Origin of the sequence: Streptomyces sp. NPDC020917 (assembly GCF_044333795.1) — a bacterium.
Taxonomy (GTDB): Bacteria; Actinomycetota; Actinomycetes; order Streptomycetales; family Streptomycetaceae; genus Actinacidiphila.
Genome location: NZ_JBIRRR010000043.1, coordinates 1 through 15,948 on the forward strand (window position 1 = coordinate 1; position 15,948 = coordinate 15,948).

Here is a 15,948-nt window from a genome sequence, read left to right on the forward strand (position 1 = left end):
TTCCCGGCGGCTGCGCCAGGAGTTCCCTGACCTCGTCCGCCACTACTGGCGGGCGCAGCGCCTGTGGTCCGGCTCGTACTTCGCCGGATCCGTCGGAGGTGCGCCGCTCAGCATCGTGAAGCAGTACATCGAGCAGCAGAACCGGCTCTGACCCGGGCTGAGGTGAATAGTGCGGATCCGCGCACACCGCTGAGGTCAGAGCAGCTCTCAGATTCGCTTCACCACCGGGCTAAAGCCCGGTGCACTGCGAATAGTCCCGGTAGCGCAGCCCGGCGGTCGTTCATGTCGGTGACGAGTTTATTCCCTGTGTAACACCGGCTGCTGTACTGGCCGGTGTCCCGATGACGGAGGCGGGACACGCGGGTTGTCCGGGCCGTTCGGCCCACGGGGGAGGGAATGGGCGTGCTGAATGAGACGGTTTTCCGCAGTGAGGACGTGCCGCCGGCCGATCGCTTCGATCTCTGGTCGGAGCTGATCGGGCGGACGCACGCGCCGTTGGAGTTGGTGAGCGACCACCGCACGAACTACCTGGCCTCCCAACGGGTGCTGGATCTGGGCGCTGTGTCGGTGTGGCCGACCAGGTTCCAGCCGGTGTGCTTCCGGCGGACGCCGAAGCTGATCCGGCGGTCCGACCCGGAGACGCTGCACGTCTCGCTGGTGACTGAGGGTGTGCTGTGCGCCGACCGCGGCCGCACGCAGGCCGCCTGCGGCCCGGAGCGGGTGTGTGTCGTCGACAGCTCACGGCCCGTCGTCGTGCACGGCGGGAACGGCCACCTGCCGCACTCGGGCGTCGGGTTGGAGGTCCCCAAGGCCCTGCTGCCGTTGTCGCGGCGGCAGATCGACCGGGTGGCCGACCTGCGGATGTCATGGCACGGCGGGTTCGGCGAGTTACTCGCCCGGCTGCTCGGGCAACTGGCAGCCGGCACTGATGACTACCGGCCCGCGGACGGGCCCCGGCTGGGCATGGTGGCGGTCGACCTGCTGTCCGCTCTCGTCACCCGTTCCCTCGACCTCGACGGTGCGCTGCCGCCCGAGACCAGCCGGCGCAACCTCGTCCTGCAGATCAAAGCGTTCATCCAACAGCATCTGCACGAGGTGGAGTTGACGCCTCACACGGTCGCCGCCGCGCACCACATCTCCGTCCGCTACCTGCACCGCCTCTTCCAGGACGAGGGCGAGCCGGTAGCGTCCTCGATCCGCCGGCAGCGCCTGGAGCGCACGCACCGGGACCTCGCCGACCCGGCCCTGCGCACGCTCCCCGTGCACCAGGTGGCCGCCCGCTGGGGCTTCGTCCGCGCCGCGGACTTCACCCGGGCGTTCCGTGCCGCGTACGGCACGACCCCCACCGAACACCGCCGCCGCGCACTCGGCCCCCTGGCTGTACGCGCATTGCGTGGCGACAGTGCGCGCAGTGCTCACGACAGCGAGTTCCTTCCCGGAAACCATGGACGCAGCACCTCAGGTGTTCTCTGAGGGACCGATGAGCGGCCGCGCTGTGCCTGCCCTTGGTGAGGGCGGGCCGGCTCGGAACCCGCTTCACTCGTCCACGCGCAGCCAAGGGGGAAATCGTCGATGCACAGCATCACGAGTTTCATCAAGCAGGTAGACCAGAAGAAGATCAACACCGACGGCGCCGACAGCGGTCAGTGCACGGCCATCCCGCACCTGTGGGAGAAGCTGAACGGCTGGCCGATCGTCAAGGGCAACGCCAAGGACACCTTCACGAACGCGCCCACCTCGTCCTACAAGAAGGTCAAGAACGCGGCGGACAACTTCCCGCCGCCGGGCGCCATCATGGTGTGGGGTTCGAGCTGGGGCGGAGGCTACGGCCACACCGGGGTCGTCGTCTCGGCCAACGCCCACACGTTCAAGGCCGTGGAGCAGAACAACGGTGACCACGGCCTGGCCCACGTCGTGACCCACGCGCACTACAACGGCGTCCTGGGCTGGTTCATCCACCACTGATCCCGCCCCGGGGCTCTCTCCGACGGCCGGCCCCGACGCAGCACCGCACACGCAACGGCCGGGCCCGCAGGCCCGGCCGTTAACGTTCATGGCGCCAGGTCACCGCGGGCAGCCCGCCCATGTGCTGCCCGGCCGGGCTGTCCGAAGCGCCCAGGCATGCCTGGTACGCGGCCGTCGTCCGTCGGCCCTCATCGCCCGCCGGGGTCCGGGAGCGCGCTGGCGTGGGCGGCGAGGACGCGCCAGGTGCCGTCGGTGTGCACCCAGGTGCGGGTGTAGCGCAGGCGCGCCGCGAAGGGCTGTCCGGCGGCGGTGCCCGCGAGCGCGGCCAGCACGCGGGTGATCCCCGTGTCGCCCACCACGGTCACGTGCAGCTCCTGCTGGTCCAGGACCTCGACGGCCAGTGCCCGCGACCGGTGCGCGGACAGGTCCTCGTCCTTGGTGACGGTGCTGCCGTCGGGTCCGGTGTAGACGACGCGGTCGTCCAGGAGCAGCCGCAGCGCCTCGACGTCACCCGACCGTACGGCGGCCTGCAGCCTCTGCTCCGCGTGGCGCAGGCCGGCCTCCCGGGGCGTCTCGTCCGTTCCCATGGGAACTCCCTTGTCTTTTGGCCCGCGACCACGGTGGTCAGCGGCTCGGCTGTACCCGGCCGGCGGACGTTGCGATCGCGGGCAGCACCTGTTCGGCGAGCAGGGGTGCAAGATCGGCGGGCAGCGGGCGGGCATCCGGGTCGAGCCAGCGCAGTTCGGCGATCTCGGCTGACGGCGCGACGCCGGGCGGGGCGGGGTGTGTGAAGATGTGCGCCTCGACGTCGAGCCCCGGCTCGTTCGCCGCGGCGGCCCGAAATGCGCCCAGGTGCAGCAGGGTTGCAGGGGCGAGGTCGACGCCGAGTTCTTCGCGGCATTCGCGAATCGCGGTCTCCCGCGGACTCTCCCCCGGCTCGGGCTTGCCACCGGGAAGCATGAACCGGTCGGTGCCGGCCTTGCGTACCGTCAGCAACGCCCCCGACCCGTCGCGCAGAACCACCGCGCTCACCGTGACCACACCCGTAACCGACACGACGCCATCGTAAGAGGCTTCGCCGCTCGCGTGGTTGTCGGGTGCTCACTGCTGGGGGCGCTGTCCGGCGTTCGTGGCGTGGCGGGCGGCCGTCCCGTGAAGGCACGTCGTCGTCGGCGCCGGTGACCCCGATTCGCGGCCGGGCCGCCGCCGCGTCGTTCGGCGCCCGGTTCCCAGTCCCTGGTGGCGCCGGCAACGACCGGCCCGGACGACCCCGATCTGGCGGTTCATCGACCGGCACGGCAACCTCCCCTGGTAGCCCCGCGGTGGTCTGCCGCTCGGCCCTGGTGCGACGCCCTCGAAGGCAGGGCGTCACACCAGGTCGAGTGCGTTCTCCTCGACGGGATCCCCGGGTGCCGGGTGGTCCGGGGCGCCGGCCGGGGCGGCGGCGCGCAGGGCCGCTTCGACCCGGCGGTTGCTGGTCATGGATGCGGTGACGGCCGTCATGGCCAGGAGGAGGCCGGCGGCGGCGTAGAGCGGGGTGCGGATGTCGTAGGCGGTGGCCAGCCAGCCGCCGAGGAACGCCCCGACGGGGGCGGCGCACATGGCCAGCATGCGGGAGGTGGAGGCGACCCGGCCCATGAGGTGGGCCGGGACGATCGTCTGCCGGAGGGAGGGTGCGAGGACCATCGTGGCGCCCATCGCGGCCCCGCAGACGGCGAGCGCGAGCCCGGCCGCGTAGGGGTTGGGGGCAGCGGCCAGGCCCAGGATGGCCAGTCCTTCGACGGCGGCCGTGCAGGTCAGTGCGGTGCCGGTGCCCAATCGCCGGCCGAGGCGGGAGGCGATGCCGGCGCCGAGCAGGCCGCCGGTGGCCTCCGCGGTGAGGAGCAGGCCGAAGCCGTAGGTGTCGATGCCGAGGCGGTCGTGCGCGAAGAGGGCGAGGACGGTCTCCACGGCGAGGAAGGAGATGTTCCCGACCGCCGGGCGCAGCGCGAGCCCGAGCAGTACCCGGTCCCGGAAGACGTAGGCGGCGCCGGCCCGCGCCTGCCCGAGCAGCGACTCGTGGGCCTGCGGCGCGGGCCGGGGCAGGGCGGGCAGCGTGCGGACGAGCAGTGCGGAGAGCATGAACGACATCGCGTCGGTGAGCAGGGGAACTGCCCGTCCGAGGGCGAGCAGGGCACTGCCCGCGGGCGGCCCGACGAAGCCGGACATGGCGGTCTGGGCGCCGCGCAGGCGGGAGTTGGCGCTCTCCAGGAGTGCGGGGTCGCGGCCGAGGAGGTCCGGCAGGTAGGCCGTGGCGGCCGTGTCGAAGAAGAGTCCGCCGAGGCCGAGCAGGAAGGCGACGGCGGCGAGCAGCGGAATACTCAGGGCGTCGAGGGCGGCCGCCGCCGCGGGTATCGCGAGCAGCACCGCACGTGCGGTGTCGGCGATCCACATCGTGCGCCGGCGGTCCCAGCGGTCCACCAGCGCGCCGCCGAGCACCCCGAACAGCAGCCACGGCAGCGTCCCGGCGGCCGTGACGACGGCGAGCGCCATCGGATCCCGCGTCAGCGTCAGCGCGATCAGCGGCAGCGCGGCCTGGGTGACCCCGTCACCGAGGGAGGAGATCGTCTGCGCGGTCCACAGCCGCCCGAACCCGGTGGGCAGTTCCCGTCTGTCCGAGGTCACTTGGCGTCTCCTTCGGCCTGCTCGGACCGTGTTGCCGGGTGGAACAGGGCGAAGACGAGTGAGGCGTCCGGCAGCGACGGGTCGGACAGCTGCCGGTACTCGTCCGCCAGTGCCTGCAGTCGCGCGGCCAGTTGTGCGAACTGCTCGTCGGTGAGCCGCAGATGAGCCATGCGCACGTGCCGCTCGCCGTCCGCCGGCGACGCCTCCAGGTCGGCCACCGCGTGCCGCATCAGCACGTCCGGTCCTCCCTCGCCCGGGTCCGGCAGCTCGATCGACCGCGCGGCCATCGCGTAGTACCGCTCGGTGACCCCCCGCACCTTCCGTGTCCGTACCACCTTCACCAGGCCGGCCCGCTCCAGCAGCCGCACGTGGTAGCTGGAGGACCCCTTCGCCAGACCGACCCGCTCGGCGATCTGCGTGATCGTCGCGGGCTCGAAGCGGAGCACGGCCATGATCCGGTGACGCGTCAGGTTGGAGACGGCGCGCAGCTGCTCGTCAGTGGTGACGTGGAACGTCTCGGGAAGATCGTCGGTAGACACGCCAGCAATGGTCAACGATTCTTGACCATTGCGCAAGGGGGTTCCGCACGGACTGCCGGGATCTGCTGGTGGCGCGCGCGACCTTCTGCCGAATCCCTCCACCCACACCGAGGAGTACGCCGGCGCCGCAGATCGCGCAGGAGGTCGGCATCTCCCGGATGGATGCCTCCCGTCTGCTGGCGCGCACCCCGACCCAGCCCCGCGAGCAGTTGCTGATCGAGGAGTAGCCGAGGATGCTCACCCCTCGACCGCGGTGCCACCGGCCAAGAATCCGCTATCGCGTGTGCCATGTGGGCATCCTTCCCACATGGCACACATGGAAGGAGTGGTCATCGTGAGCGTGACCAACGTCGACCTGGACGACCAGACCCTCGCCGAGGCCGCCGCACTCCTTGGCACCACCACCAAGAAGGACACGATCAACGCCGCCCTCGCCGAGGTCGTCAAGCGCTACAAGCGCCGCCAGGCCGCCGAGCGACTGGCCGAACGCGGAGCACGCGGCGACTTCGAACCCACACGGCGCCTGTGGGAGGCACGTAAGTCCGCGCAGCGCGCCGAGGCCGACGAGACGGCCGAGTGATCGCGTACCTGATCGACACCAGCGCCTACGTCCACCTGGCCACCGATCCGGCCGACCTGCGCCGCTGGGACGCCGAGATCGAGACCGGGGCGATCGGCATGTGCGAGGCCACCCGGGCAGAGATCCTTCTCAGCGCTACCGGACCGGGCGACCGCGACGCGCTGGAGGCCGACCTGAACGACCTGTTCGGCACAGTACACATCCCCAAGGACGTATGGCGCTGGGTGGACCGCGCACAGTACAAGCTGACACAGACCGCCCAGCACCGCGCAGTCGGCGTGGTCGACCTCGTTGTCTGCGCGACGGCCGCGCGCCACGGCCTGACCATCCTGCACCGGGACGACGACTTCCCCACCCTCGCCCGCGTCCTGGACGAGATAGACCAGCATGACGTACGGCGCTGACGCCTCGCCGCCGTCACTCCCGAAACCTGCCCAGCTAAGCGGGAACGGGCATTCACCCCGGCTCAGAAGGACCTGGCTGCTACCCGGTCAGCCCTAGCAGGTGGGGGCGGCGCGGCTTCGCGGGTGGTGACGAACGCGCGAAACCCGGTGCGCCCGACACGCACTTGGTGGCGATGTTCGCGAACTGATCGGGGAAGTCGGTGACGTTGACGGGACTGTCCTCGCCGCGGTGGCCGGCGAGGCGGCGAGTTGCGGCAGGTCGTCGAACAGCAGGCCCGGGGCCGGTTCGCGATCGGCGACCGGGCCTGGAGATCGAACCCGGTCAGGCCCCGCCGGTGGGGTCCCGGGACACGGAGTGGACGATCAGAAGCGATCCAGGAGGCGCCGCAGATGCCTCTTTCGTCGCGTAGGGCGGCGGGCGGAAGGCACCGTCGTCGGCCTTCGCGGAAGGACTACCGGGCGCCGGCGAGCGGGCTTTAGGATCCCGGCCATGTCTGACAGACGCAACGCATTCGGATCCGGCCAAAAGCTGCTCAAAGCCCTGGCATTCGACGTCTTCCTGCTGGTGCTCTGGCGCGCGTGGGGCAACTCCTGGGCTTCCACGTTCCGGTACGGAGGATTCCTCATCTCCGTCACCCTCCTGGTGTCCGCCTACATCTGGTGGAAGAGGCGTGACCCGAAAGTGGCGGCGGAGATCGACGCGACGCAGGACGTCATCGCCGCACGGACGGCCGAGCGCCTGGCGGCCCAAGCGGCCGCGGCGGAGGCCGCTAACCGCTCGTCCGGGCGCCAGCCCGGGACGCGCTACTGACGCGGCACCGCGGGGATCCACGCGCGGCGCCGCTGCCCGCCGGAGGCGACCCGACCGCACCGGGCCGCCTCAACCCCGCGTGATCTGGCCGGACTTCGACGTCGCCCTTCCGTAAGGGGCCGCCAGCAGCGAACGGGATGTCCGTCACGAACACCGGTGACGCCTCTCCCCCAGCACGGCAAGGAATCCCTCTCATGCCTCAAGAGCAGGAACTTCGCGGCGGGTTCATCGGCACGACCGTCCTCCTCGACGGCACGGTCCGCCGCACCCCCACCTCCCGTTCCCCCTATGTCCGGCAGTTGCTCGGCCTTTTCGCCGACCAGGGCTGGCACGGTGCGCCGCGTTGCCTGGGCACCGATGCGCGGGGGCGGGACATGTTCACCTTCGTCCCGGGCCTGGTGCCGTGGGAGTACGACGAACGCGTCGCCGGATTCGGCAGCCTGGAGGCGCTGGCCCGTCTGGTGCGCGCCGCACACGATCTCACCGCCGGCCACCGGCTGGCCGGCGACGCAGAGGTCGTGTGCCACAACGACCTGTCGTACCGGAACACCGTCTACCGCGACGAGGCGCACCTGCTGCGCCCGGTCGCGCTCATCGACTGGGACCTGGCGGCACCCGGCCGCCGGGTCCACGACGTGGCCCACCTGTGCTGGCAGTTCCTGCGGCTGGGCCCCGGCCGCGAAGCGGGCTGGGCCGGACTGCGGATGCGAGCCGTGGCGGACGCCTACGGGCTGGCCGGCAAGGACCGCGCGGACCTGGTGGCAACCGTGCTGTGGTGGCAGGACCGCTGCCGGCAGGGCATCGAGAAGGGCGCAGCGGGCGGCGATCCCGCCATGGTCGACCTGTGCCGGCTGGGCATTCCTCAGCAGGTACGCGCCGCGCGGGACTGGACGGCCGCGCGGCATCAGGAACTGACCGCGTTCCTGTAGAACTCAACGCCGCATGACGGCAACGCCGTTGCGGGCGTCTTCGGGCGGCGTCCGCCGTCCCCAGCGGGCGGCGCGCCTCGCGGTTCCCGCACCAGCGCAGGTGGGCCGGCGGGCAGTGCCCCAGGGGTGGGCGCGAGCCGGGGCCCCCGGCTCGCGTCAGGAGCCGTCGCCGGGTTTGTCGAAGACGGCGACGCGGTGGTGGAGGCGTTCGAGCCAGGGGGGCTGCCACCAGTTCCAGCGGCCGAGCAGGGCCATCAGGGAGGGGACCAGGAGGGTGCGGACGACGAAGGCGTCGATCAGGACGGCGACGGCCACCCCGACGCCGAGCTCCTTCAGGAACGCCAGGGTGGAGATGGCGAAGGCGCCGACGGCCACGGCCAGCAGGATCGCCGCGGCGGTCACCAGCCGGCCGGTGCGCTGCATGCCGATCGCGATCGCCTCGCGTTCGGGGATGCCCGGGCCGCGGGACTCGCGGATGCGGGCGAGGAGGAAGACGCCGTAGTCGGTGGACAGGGCGAAGGCCAGGGCGGCGAGGATCAGGAAGTCGGTCTCCTCGATGCCGCCCTGGCTGGTGTAGTGCAGCGGGCCCGTCAGCCGGCCGTGCTGGAAGACGAACACCAGGACGCCCGTGGCGCACGCCGCGGTGAGGGCGTTCATCAGCAGGGTCTTGACGGGGAGGATCACCGAGGCCGTCATCAGCCACAGCACGAACAGCGTGACCGCGGCGAGCACGATGAGCGCGAGCGGCACGTGCGCCGCGATCGAGGTCTTCTGGTCGGCGAAGATCGCCGCCTGCCCGCCGACGAGCACCGGGGCGGGGGCCGGGGTGGCGCGTACCCGGGACAGGGTCTGCTGACCCGCGGCGGAGATCGGGTCGGTAGGGCTGGTCAGCACGATCTGCCAGACCCCGGGCGCGAGGCGGACCGGCGGGGCGGCGTGGGCGATGCCGGGCACCCGTGCCAGCTGCGCGGCGTAGGCGGTGAGCGCGGGTGCGGCGGTGTCGGGGGCCTGGGCCACGACGGTGATGGGGTCGGTGCTGTCGGCGGGCGGGAAGTCGGCGGCGATCCGGTCCGAGACGACGCGGGCGCTCTGGCTGGTGGGCAGCACGGTCGCGTCGATGCCGCTCCAGCGCACGCCGAGCGCCGGGGAGGCGACGACCAGCAGCACGGCGCTGGTGACGAGTGCGACCAGCAGCGGGCGGCGCATCACCGCGTGCGCGAGCCGGTACCAGGCCCCGGATTGCGACAGCGGGCGGGCGCGGCCGATGCGCCGGCGCAGCAGCATCATCATCGACGGGGTGATGAGCAGCGCCGCGGCGGCGGAGATCAGTGCCACCGCCGCGCCGCCGATCCCCATGGAGACCAGGAACCGCTGGGGGAAGACGGCCAGGCTCGCCAGCGCCGCCGCGACGGTGATCGCGCTGAACACGACGGTGCGCCCGGTGGTGGACAGCGTCACCCGCAGCGCCTGCCCGGCGTCGGGGGAAGCGGCGAGTTCCTCGCGGAAGCGCCATACCAGGAAGAGCGAGTAGTCGACGGCCAGGCCCAGTCCGAGGCCGATGACCAGGTTCAGGGCGAAGATCGACAGCGGAAGGGCGTAGTTGACCAGGCGCAGCACCAGGAAAGTGGTCACGACCGCCGTGGCGCCGGCGGCGATCGGCAGCAGCGCGGCCAGGCCGCGGAAGATCAGCAGGGCGAGGATCGCCAGGACCGGGAACGCGATCGCCTCGGCCCGCCCGAGGTCCTGCTGGGCGACCTTGCCGGTCTGCACTCCGGCGACGTCGCTGCCGCCGAGCAGCACGCCCGGTGTGTGGCGCAGCGCCGCCTCTAGGTCCGGGACGGTCGAGTTCACGTCGGCGGTACTGGTCAGCCACGCGGTCACCAGCGAGGAGCGGCCGTCGGTGGAGACCAGCGCGGCGTGATGCGCCGGGGTCGGGTAGGCCACCGCGGCCACTCCGGGCACGCCCGCCATCGTGCGGGCGACCTCGGCGAGAACCGGCGCACCCGGCGGGGCACTCACCAAGGCGACGGCCCCCGGGCTCTGCTCGCGGCCGGTGGCCTGCTTGACCAGTTGCTGCGCCCGGGAACTGGGCGAGGCGGGGTCGCTGAACGGGTCGACGGCGTTGAGCGCGCCGAGCGCGGGAACGCCGAGCACCGCCGCGAGCACGAACGCCGCCAGCGCGCACAGCAGCGTCCTGCGCGGATGACCGGTGGCGAGCCTGGCGAGGGCGCTGAGCATCTCAGCCGGTCCTCCAACCCTCGGCGCGGATACGGCGACCCGGCCGCGCCTGGCGTCCGGGCGCCGCCGAGCCTGACGGCGCAGCCGCGTACCGACGCTAACCAGGGTCGGGGCGCGCCGCACCCGGTGCGCGGGCGTCCGGGGCACCCTTGCGTTCCCCTGTTCCCGGGTGCCCGGCGGCCACGGGCCCGGTGGCAGCGCCCGGCCAGGTGCGGGTGCTCAGGGTTTCGCGTGCCCGTGCTCGCGCCGGTGTGCGGCGTTGTCGCCGATGGGGTGGTGCGCCATCATCGGTCGATGTCCGGTTCACCGTCGAAGCCGGGTCCGGGACCACTACCGGGTCGGCGTCTGGAGGAGTCCGTGAGCGGTGCGGCGGCAGGCGGGACGTCCGGCGCCCTCGGCGTCCGGGCGCTGGACGAGACGACCTGGCCCGCGTTCGCGTCGCTGGTCCAGGCGCACAACGGTGTGTGGGGCGGCTGCTGGTGCATGGGCTTCCACGTCAAGCTCGGCAAGGGCCGCTCGGCGGAGCAGAACCGCGCCGGCAAGGAGCAGCGCGTACGTGAGGGCCGCGCCCATGCCGCGCTGGTCTTCGACGGCGAGGACTGCGTGGGCTGGTGCCAGTTCGGGTCCCCCGCCGAACTGCCGGAGATCAAGAGCAGGCGCAGGTACGACAAGGGGCTGGTGGCGCTGCCGGACTGGCGTATCACCTGCTTCTTCACCGCGAGGGGGATGCGCGGGCGCGGGGTCGCCGATGCCGCGCTCGGTGGGGCGCTGGCCGAGATCGCCCGCCGCGGCGGCGGAACGGTCGAGGGCTACCCCGAGGAGACCGACGACCGGTCGGTGTCGGGTTCCTTCCTGCACACCGGCCCGATGGCCGTCTTCGACAACCACGGCTTCACCCGCACCCGGCCGATCGCGCCGCACCGCTGGGTCGTCACCCGCAGCGTCGACCCGGCCTGACTGATCCACAACGGACCGGAACCGATCCGACGTCCAGAAAGTCCCCTCTGGGAAAGGGGGCGAGTCGTCATGTCGGGAACCGGTGCGCGCAGATCATGGAAGCGGCTGGCCGTGCTGGCCGTGGCCGCGCTCGTCCTCGCCGTGCTCGGCGTGCTCATCGCACGGGCTCTTGACGAGCCGCCCGGGGGCGAGGGCGGCTGCTGGTCGACCGCGACCGCACACCCGGGACCGGACTGCGATTAGCCCGCATCTGTCGCGGAACAAGGCCGGGGGCAGGGGCAGTTGGAGGGCAGCGGACGCGCTGCCGACGTCAGAACAGGGGGGCGCGGGCCATGAGCGGGGCCGTCGGTGAGCGGGGGCGGGCCGGGTACACGGCCACGGTGGTGGTCGGGCCGGGCGCTGGGCGCGGGAGGGGGCTGTTCCTGCTGGTGTTCGCCGTGGCGATCCCGGTGTTCGCCTACGCCAACGTCGGGGTGGCCGTCGACGGCCGGCTCCCGCCCGGGCTGCTGGCCTACGGCGCCGGGCTCGGGGTGCTGGCCCTTGCCGGTCACCTGGTCGTGCGCCGCTTCGCCCCCTTCGCGGATCCGCTGCTGCTGCCGCTGGCCACGCTCCTCAACGGCATCGGCCTGGTGGTCATCTGGCGCCTGGACCAGTCCAGGCGACTTCGGGCGAGCCCCACCTTCGTCGAGGCCGCACCCCGCCAACTGCTGTACTCAGCCATGGGGTTGGCGCTGTTCGCGATCGTGGTCGCGTTCCTGAAGGACCACCGCGTGCTGCAGCGCTACACCTACATCTCGATGGCCGCCTCGCTGGTGTTGCTGCTGCTGCCGCTCGTGCCCGGGCTGGGGCTGAACGTGTTCGGCGCGCGGATCTGGATCTCGGTCGCCGGATTCACCATCCAGCCCGCCGAGTTCGCGAAGATCGTCATCGCGGTGTTCTTCGCCGGCTACCTGATGGTCAAACGCGACGCCCTGGCCCTGGCCGGCCGCCGCGTCCTCGGGGTGGCCCTGCCGCGCGGCCGGGACCTCGGGCCGATCCTGACCGTGTGGGCGATGTCCATCCTCATCCTGGTCTTCGAGACCGACCTGGGCACCTCGCTGCTGTTCTTCGGCATGTTCGTCGCCATGCTCTACACGGCCACCGAACGCACCAGCTGGATCGTCTTCGGCCTGCTGATGTCGGCCGCCGGCGCGGTCGGGGTGACGTCCTTCGAACCGCACGTCCAGCAGCGCGTGCAGGCGTGGCTGCACCCGATGGGCGAGTACCTGAAAAGCCGGCAGGGCCTTGCCGGGCACTCCGAGCAGTCCATGCAGGCACTGTGGGCGCTGGGTTCGGGCGGGATCGTCGGCACCGGCCTCGGGCAGGGCAACTCCGACCTGATCGGCTTCGCCGCGAACTCCGACTTCGTCCTGGCCACCCTCGGCGAGGAACTCGGCCTGGCCGGCCTCATGGCGATCCTGCTGCTGTACGGGCTGATCGTGCAGCGCGGCATGCGGACCGCGCTGGCCACCCGCGACCCGTTCGGCAAACTCCTCGCCGGCGGCCTGTCGGCCGCGTTCGGGCTCCAGGTGTTCGTGGTCGCCGGCGGCGTCACCGGCCTCATCCCGCTGACCGGCATGACGATGCCGTTCATCGCCTACGGCGGGTCCTCCGTCATCGCCAACTGGGCCCTGATCGGCATCCTGATCCGCATCAGCGACACCGCCCGCCGCCCCGCACCCACCGGCTGACCCAGCCCGGGGCCGGATCCCCGGTCTCCACCGTGTGCTGCTCGGGGTCCACGAGCAGGTGCCCCGGGTCGTGACCAGGCCGCCTGCGGCGACTCGCGTGAGATCATCCGCGCATGTGCAGCGACCTGGAAGTGAGTGCTCTGGCGATCAATGTCACGATTCCACCGGCGCACCGCTGGACGGACACTCGACGCGGTGAAGTGTTCACGCTGACCACACTGAACGTGCGGCTTCTCCCGGACGGTCACCTCGCCGTAAAGGCCTACGGCCGCCCAGTCGGTGGCGGCCGGGGCGCGTACGTCTCGTTCCCGGTACCCGACACACCCGAACTGGCGGCCCTGGTCTCCGAAGCCGCCAGCCGAGCCAGCGGAATGTGGGCCGCGCATCGTGGTCTCGGCTGAACCCACTTCGGCTCGGGAGCAGAGATCTTCCTGCATGACGGTAGGGCAGCTGGCCAACGGCGGAAGGGAGTTCGCCGGGCCGTACCTGCCTGTCGGCGAGTACGGCAAAGGCGGAACCTGTCGCCGGTCGGTGTCGATTCCACCGTCGAGCGCAGTCACCAGCGGTGCGGGGTCAGGGGGTGGGCAGGCCTGCCGGGCGGGCGGGGCGGCCGAGGCGGACCGGGACGCCCGGGGAGTACAGCACGCTCACCGGCTCCCCCGTCAGCGGCGGCAGGCCGGCCGCGGGCACCAACTCGTCATCGAGGGACAGCAGTTCGGCACGGTGCAGCGGCCAGCGCGGGTGGGTGTTGGGCAGGAACACCGGCTGGCCGAAGAACGCGTTGTGCATGCCCCACCGGGCGGTCAGGAAGTGCTCGAGCGCGGTCGGCTCACCGATCGGCTCACCGATGCGCACCGCGATCCGGGTCCTGGTCCCGCGCGGCCCCGGCCAGCGCCGCCGGCTGGTGTAGGTGAGGGTGTCCTTGTCGCGGCGGATCGCCATCCGCGCCCACATGTAGGGCAGCCGGAACGCGCCGCGCCCGGCGGCCACCGGCAGCAGCCTTGATGCCTCCAGCGAGCGGAACACCACCCCGCGCCGCCCGTGCCGGTCGACGGAGTACAGCCGCACGTTGGTCTCGGGAAAGGTGCCGAGGTACGGGATGCCCGGCACCTTGAACCAGCCCACCCGGTACATCCGGAACGCCACCAGCCCGACGTAGGTCAGCCCGTCGAAGGTGTCCGGCACGGTGCCGGGCGGCAGCAGCGGCGCCACGTCGGCCGGGTCGGCGGCCCAGTGCAGGAACGACAGGTCCAGCCAGGACTGGGTGAGCAGCGTGCGGGGCACCTCGCGCACCGGATCGGGCGTGATCGGCTCCGCGGGGGCAGCGGCGGGCGGCATCGCATCAGCGTGACAGGCCTCCGCTTGCCCGCACGTGGCGGGACCGTGGCCGCACACCCGGCGGCGCCTCGAACAGGGGTGGACCAGGGCGCCGCGGGGGCTCCTCCCCCGGCCGGGCCTCGCGTAGGCTCCCGGGCAGACTCAGCCGGCATCAGGGGGGATGAAGGCACAGTGATCGGTGAGCCGCAGTCCGAGGACGAAGGGGACCGGGACGGCCCGTGGCTGCCTGGCGCACCCGCGGACACGCTGGACTCCGATGCCCAGGGTTCGCCGGGGTCCCGAACGCGGCCGTGGACATGGGTGTTCACCACGGTCGTGGCGACCTCGGCGGCATGGGCGCTGGCCCTGAACCTGTCCGGATACGGGCAGACGTCCCCTCCCGACCTGCACCACTACCGGCTGTCCGGCAGCCCCTGCAGCGGCTTCACCCTCAAGCCACTGACCGACTCCTTCGGCACGAGCCACTTCGACGCGTCCCCGGCCGTCACGCGCACCAGCCCGGTCCTCGACCTCGCCGAGTGCACCCTCACCGCGCAAAGCACCGCCGCCACCCACTGGACCACCTCGTACAACGCCTTCGTCACCGTGCAGCTGCACAAGAAGACCGACCCCGCTGACGAGTTCGACGACCTCAACGGCCCCCACGGCCCGGGGCGAGCGCCCTCAGGCGTCGTCCTCGACCCGACGTCCCGCGTCGCGATGTCCTCAGCGAAAACCTCCGTGCCCGTTCCCGGCCTCGGGGACCAGGCCTATCTCCTGACCGGCGACAGCGCCGGTGAGGAGACGCTGACCGTCCTGCACGGCGGCGCGGTCCTCACCATCGCCGTCAACGTCGATCAGCAGTGGAGCGGCCCGGAGGGGATACCCCCGGACTCCGACGGCTACCCGCAGAAGCCGCCCGAGCTGAGCAGCCGCCGCCCGGCCCTCGTCGCGGCGATCCGCAGTCTGATGTCCGCGCTGTCCCGCTGACGCGCACGGCCCGACGAGGCCGGTCCCGCGGCGCGTCCCGGCCGCGTGTCCGTCTACGGCACTGTCCTTGCAGGTCAGCGGGTGGGACGTCCCCGGCTTGCGTCAATGCCGCGGCGTGCCTGGCAGCCGGTGCCGCCCGCCGTGCACGCTCGGTCAGGCAAGCCGGCGGGCGCCGACCGCGCGTCGCCGCCGCCGGAAAAGGCCCGGGCGCCCGGGAACGGGGACCGAACCACGCACCCCGTGCGGCCTGGGCGCACGTGCAAGGAGACACGCACATGAACCAGTCGATCAGGCGCTGCGCCCGCGGGGTCGCCGTCCTCGCTGCCGTGGCCGCGTTGACCGCCCCCGGCCTGGGGGTCGCGCAGGCAAGCACCCCGGGCGCGGCACCGCAGGCGGCCGTCCATCCGATGACCAGCAGTTCCACCACGCTGTGGCTGCCGGACGGCAGGCGCACCGCGACCGTGTGGAAGTCCTGGTACAAGAAGTCCAACGGCAAGTACCACGGCCACTACGGCTTCACCTCGGCCAGCAAGAACGTGCAGGTCTTCGTCGTGCTGTGGACCAGCGACAAGACCCGCTACCTGGCCACCGAGGGCAAGCGCTACGCGTACACCAACGAGTCCAGGGTGCAGCTGTTCGCCTGCTACCGCTACACCACGAACGGGCAGGACTGCACCGCCACCTGGTAGCCCGCCGTGGGGCGGGGCCCCCCCCCCCCCGCCCCCCCCCCCCCCCGGGGGCCCCCCCCCCCCCCCCCCCCCCCGCGGTGTGGGGGCGCCACCCCCCCCCCCGCCCCCCGGCGCGGGGGGGCGGCCGGGGGCGGA

General features: G+C 72.2%; 19 protein-coding genes and 1 pseudogene. 14 read left to right on the top strand and 6 right to left on the bottom strand.

Annotation, left to right across the window (positions count from 1 at the left end; translation table 11 throughout):
• The 3 genes from ACH4TG_RS40565 to ACH4TG_RS40575 all read left to right on the top strand — a co-directional run.
• On the top strand, positions 1-151 hold a 151-nt coding region (locus tag ACH4TG_RS40565; protein ID WP_398248315.1), incomplete at its 5' end, for a transposase.
• Positions 152-402: 251 nt separating this feature from the next.
• A complete protein-coding gene (locus ACH4TG_RS40570; RefSeq protein WP_398248281.1) occupies positions 403-1,473 on the top strand; it encodes a helix-turn-helix domain-containing protein in 1,071 nt (356 codons plus the stop codon).
• A gap of 99 nt (positions 1,474-1,572) precedes the next feature.
• Positions 1,573-1,965, top strand: coding sequence for a CHAP domain-containing protein (locus tag ACH4TG_RS40575; RefSeq protein ID WP_398248282.1), 393 nt, complete (start codon positions 1,573-1,575; stop codon positions 1,963-1,965).
• A gap of 188 nt (positions 1,966-2,153) precedes the next feature.
• On the opposite strand, the gene ACH4TG_RS40580 is transcribed toward ACH4TG_RS40575, so the two are convergent.
• The 4 genes from ACH4TG_RS40580 to ACH4TG_RS40595 form a co-directional block, all read right to left on the bottom strand.
• Positions 2,154-2,552 carry a nuclear transport factor 2 family protein gene (locus ACH4TG_RS40580; RefSeq protein ID WP_398248284.1) on the bottom strand — a complete coding sequence of 133 codons (399 nt, stop codon included), beginning with the start codon at positions 2,550-2,552 and terminating at the stop codon, positions 2,154-2,156.
• 37 nt (positions 2,553-2,589) lie between these two features.
• Positions 2,590-3,021, bottom strand: coding sequence for an NUDIX domain-containing protein (locus ACH4TG_RS40585; RefSeq protein WP_398248286.1), 432 nt, complete (start codon positions 3,019-3,021; stop codon positions 2,590-2,592).
• A gap of 312 nt (positions 3,022-3,333) precedes the next feature.
• Complete coding sequence (locus ACH4TG_RS40590; protein ID WP_398248287.1) at positions 3,334-4,629, bottom strand: MFS transporter; 1,296 nt, start codon at positions 4,627-4,629, stop codon at positions 3,334-3,336.
• A complete protein-coding gene (locus tag ACH4TG_RS40595; protein WP_398248289.1) occupies positions 4,626-5,168 on the bottom strand; it encodes an ArsR/SmtB family transcription factor in 543 nt (180 codons plus the stop codon). The genes ACH4TG_RS40590 and ACH4TG_RS40595 overlap by 4 nt, the downstream gene beginning before the upstream one ends.
• A gap of 128 nt (positions 5,169-5,296) precedes the next feature.
• Between ACH4TG_RS40595 and ACH4TG_RS40600 the strand changes: the two are divergent.
• The 5 genes and pseudogenes from ACH4TG_RS40600 to ACH4TG_RS40620 form a co-directional block, all read left to right on the top strand.
• Positions 5,297-5,395: pseudogene (locus tag ACH4TG_RS40600) on the top strand (RNA polymerase sigma factor SigF); the annotation flags it as partial.
• A gap of 80 nt (positions 5,396-5,475) precedes the next feature.
• Positions 5,476-5,748 carry a type II toxin-antitoxin system VapB family antitoxin gene (locus ACH4TG_RS40605; RefSeq protein WP_398248291.1) on the top strand — a complete coding sequence of 91 codons (273 nt, stop codon included), beginning with the start codon at positions 5,476-5,478 and terminating at the stop codon, positions 5,746-5,748.
• A complete protein-coding gene (locus tag ACH4TG_RS40610; protein WP_398248293.1) occupies positions 5,745-6,152 on the top strand; it encodes a PIN domain-containing protein in 408 nt (135 codons plus the stop codon). Before ACH4TG_RS40605 ends, ACH4TG_RS40610 begins: the two co-directional genes overlap by 4 nt.
• 490 nt (positions 6,153-6,642) lie before the next feature.
• On the top strand, positions 6,643-6,963 hold the full coding sequence (locus ACH4TG_RS40615; RefSeq protein ID WP_398248295.1) for a hypothetical protein: 321 nt from the start codon (positions 6,643-6,645) through the stop codon (positions 6,961-6,963).
• Positions 6,964-7,157: 194 nt separating this feature from the next.
• A complete protein-coding gene (locus ACH4TG_RS40620; RefSeq protein WP_398248297.1) occupies positions 7,158-7,892 on the top strand; it encodes a phosphotransferase family protein in 735 nt (244 codons plus the stop codon).
• A 156-nt stretch (positions 7,893-8,048) separates the two neighbouring features.
• Here the strand turns inward: ACH4TG_RS40620 and ACH4TG_RS40625 are convergent, their stop codons facing one another.
• Positions 8,049-10,130, bottom strand: coding sequence for an MMPL family transporter (locus tag ACH4TG_RS40625; protein WP_398248299.1), 2,082 nt, complete (start codon positions 10,128-10,130; stop codon positions 8,049-8,051).
• A 357-nt stretch (positions 10,131-10,487) separates the two neighbouring features.
• On the opposite strand from ACH4TG_RS40625, the gene ACH4TG_RS40630 reads away from it, so the two are divergent.
• From ACH4TG_RS40630 to ACH4TG_RS40645, 4 genes are all read left to right on the top strand, one after another.
• Positions 10,488-11,087: a GNAT family N-acetyltransferase gene (locus ACH4TG_RS40630; protein ID WP_398248301.1), complete on the top strand. Its 600-nt coding sequence runs from the start codon at positions 10,488-10,490 to the stop codon at positions 11,085-11,087.
• Positions 11,088-11,156: 69 nt separating this feature from the next.
• The gene (locus ACH4TG_RS40635) at positions 11,157-11,330 is read left to right on the top strand and encodes a hypothetical protein (RefSeq protein WP_398248303.1); all 174 of its coding nucleotides are present in this window, start codon (positions 11,157-11,159) and stop codon (positions 11,328-11,330) included.
• Positions 11,331-11,419: 89 nt separating this feature from the next.
• Positions 11,420-12,817 carry an FtsW/RodA/SpoVE family cell cycle protein gene (locus ACH4TG_RS40640; RefSeq protein ID WP_398248304.1) on the top strand — a complete coding sequence of 466 codons (1,398 nt, stop codon included), beginning with the start codon at positions 11,420-11,422 and terminating at the stop codon, positions 12,815-12,817.
• A gap of 113 nt (positions 12,818-12,930) precedes the next feature.
• Positions 12,931-13,218: a hypothetical protein gene (locus ACH4TG_RS40645; protein ID WP_398248306.1), complete on the top strand. Its 288-nt coding sequence runs from the start codon at positions 12,931-12,933 to the stop codon at positions 13,216-13,218.
• Positions 13,219-13,390: 172 nt separating this feature from the next.
• Here the strand turns inward: ACH4TG_RS40645 and ACH4TG_RS40650 are convergent, their stop codons facing one another.
• Positions 13,391-14,155 carry a YqjF family protein gene (locus tag ACH4TG_RS40650; RefSeq protein ID WP_398248308.1) on the bottom strand — a complete coding sequence of 255 codons (765 nt, stop codon included), beginning with the start codon at positions 14,153-14,155 and terminating at the stop codon, positions 13,391-13,393.
• A gap of 300 nt (positions 14,156-14,455) precedes the next feature.
• Between ACH4TG_RS40650 and ACH4TG_RS40655 the strand changes: the two genes are divergently transcribed.
• Positions 14,456-15,124 carry a hypothetical protein gene (locus ACH4TG_RS40655; protein WP_398248310.1) on the top strand — a complete coding sequence of 223 codons (669 nt, stop codon included), beginning with the start codon at positions 14,456-14,458 and terminating at the stop codon, positions 15,122-15,124.
• A gap of 275 nt (positions 15,125-15,399) precedes the next feature.
• Positions 15,400-15,813 (top strand): hypothetical protein, encoded by a 414-nt coding sequence (locus tag ACH4TG_RS40660; protein ID WP_398248312.1) that lies wholly within the window; start codon positions 15,400-15,402, stop codon positions 15,811-15,813.
• Positions 15,814-15,948: the final 135 nt, after the last annotated feature.

Coding starts and splice junctions, on each gene's coding strand:
- ACH4TG_RS40645 (WP_398248306.1), top strand. CDS start 12,931: ATGTGCAGCGACCTGGAAGTGAGTGCTCTGGCGATCAATGTCACGATT.
- ACH4TG_RS40575 (WP_398248282.1), top strand. CDS start 1,573: ATGCACAGCATCACGAGTTTCATCAAGCAGGTAGACCAGAAGAAGATC.
- ACH4TG_RS40615 (WP_398248295.1), top strand. CDS start 6,643: ATGTCTGACAGACGCAACGCATTCGGATCCGGCCAAAAGCTGCTCAAA.
- ACH4TG_RS40625 (WP_398248299.1), bottom strand. CDS start 10,130: ATGCTCAGCGCCCTCGCCAGGCTCGCCACCGGTCATCCGCGCAGGACG.
- ACH4TG_RS40660 (WP_398248312.1), top strand. CDS start 15,400: ATGAACCAGTCGATCAGGCGCTGCGCCCGCGGGGTCGCCGTCCTCGCT.
- ACH4TG_RS40620 (WP_398248297.1), top strand. CDS start 7,158: ATGCCTCAAGAGCAGGAACTTCGCGGCGGGTTCATCGGCACGACCGTC.
- ACH4TG_RS40640 (WP_398248304.1), top strand. CDS start 11,420: ATGAGCGGGGCCGTCGGTGAGCGGGGGCGGGCCGGGTACACGGCCACG.
- ACH4TG_RS40650 (WP_398248308.1), bottom strand. CDS start 14,155: ATGCCGCCCGCCGCTGCCCCCGCGGAGCCGATCACGCCCGATCCGGTG.
- ACH4TG_RS40635 (WP_398248303.1), top strand. CDS start 11,157: ATGTCGGGAACCGGTGCGCGCAGATCATGGAAGCGGCTGGCCGTGCTG.
- ACH4TG_RS40605 (WP_398248291.1), top strand. CDS start 5,476: ATGGCACACATGGAAGGAGTGGTCATCGTGAGCGTGACCAACGTCGAC.
- ACH4TG_RS40580 (WP_398248284.1), bottom strand. CDS start 2,552: ATGGGAACGGACGAGACGCCCCGGGAGGCCGGCCTGCGCCACGCGGAG.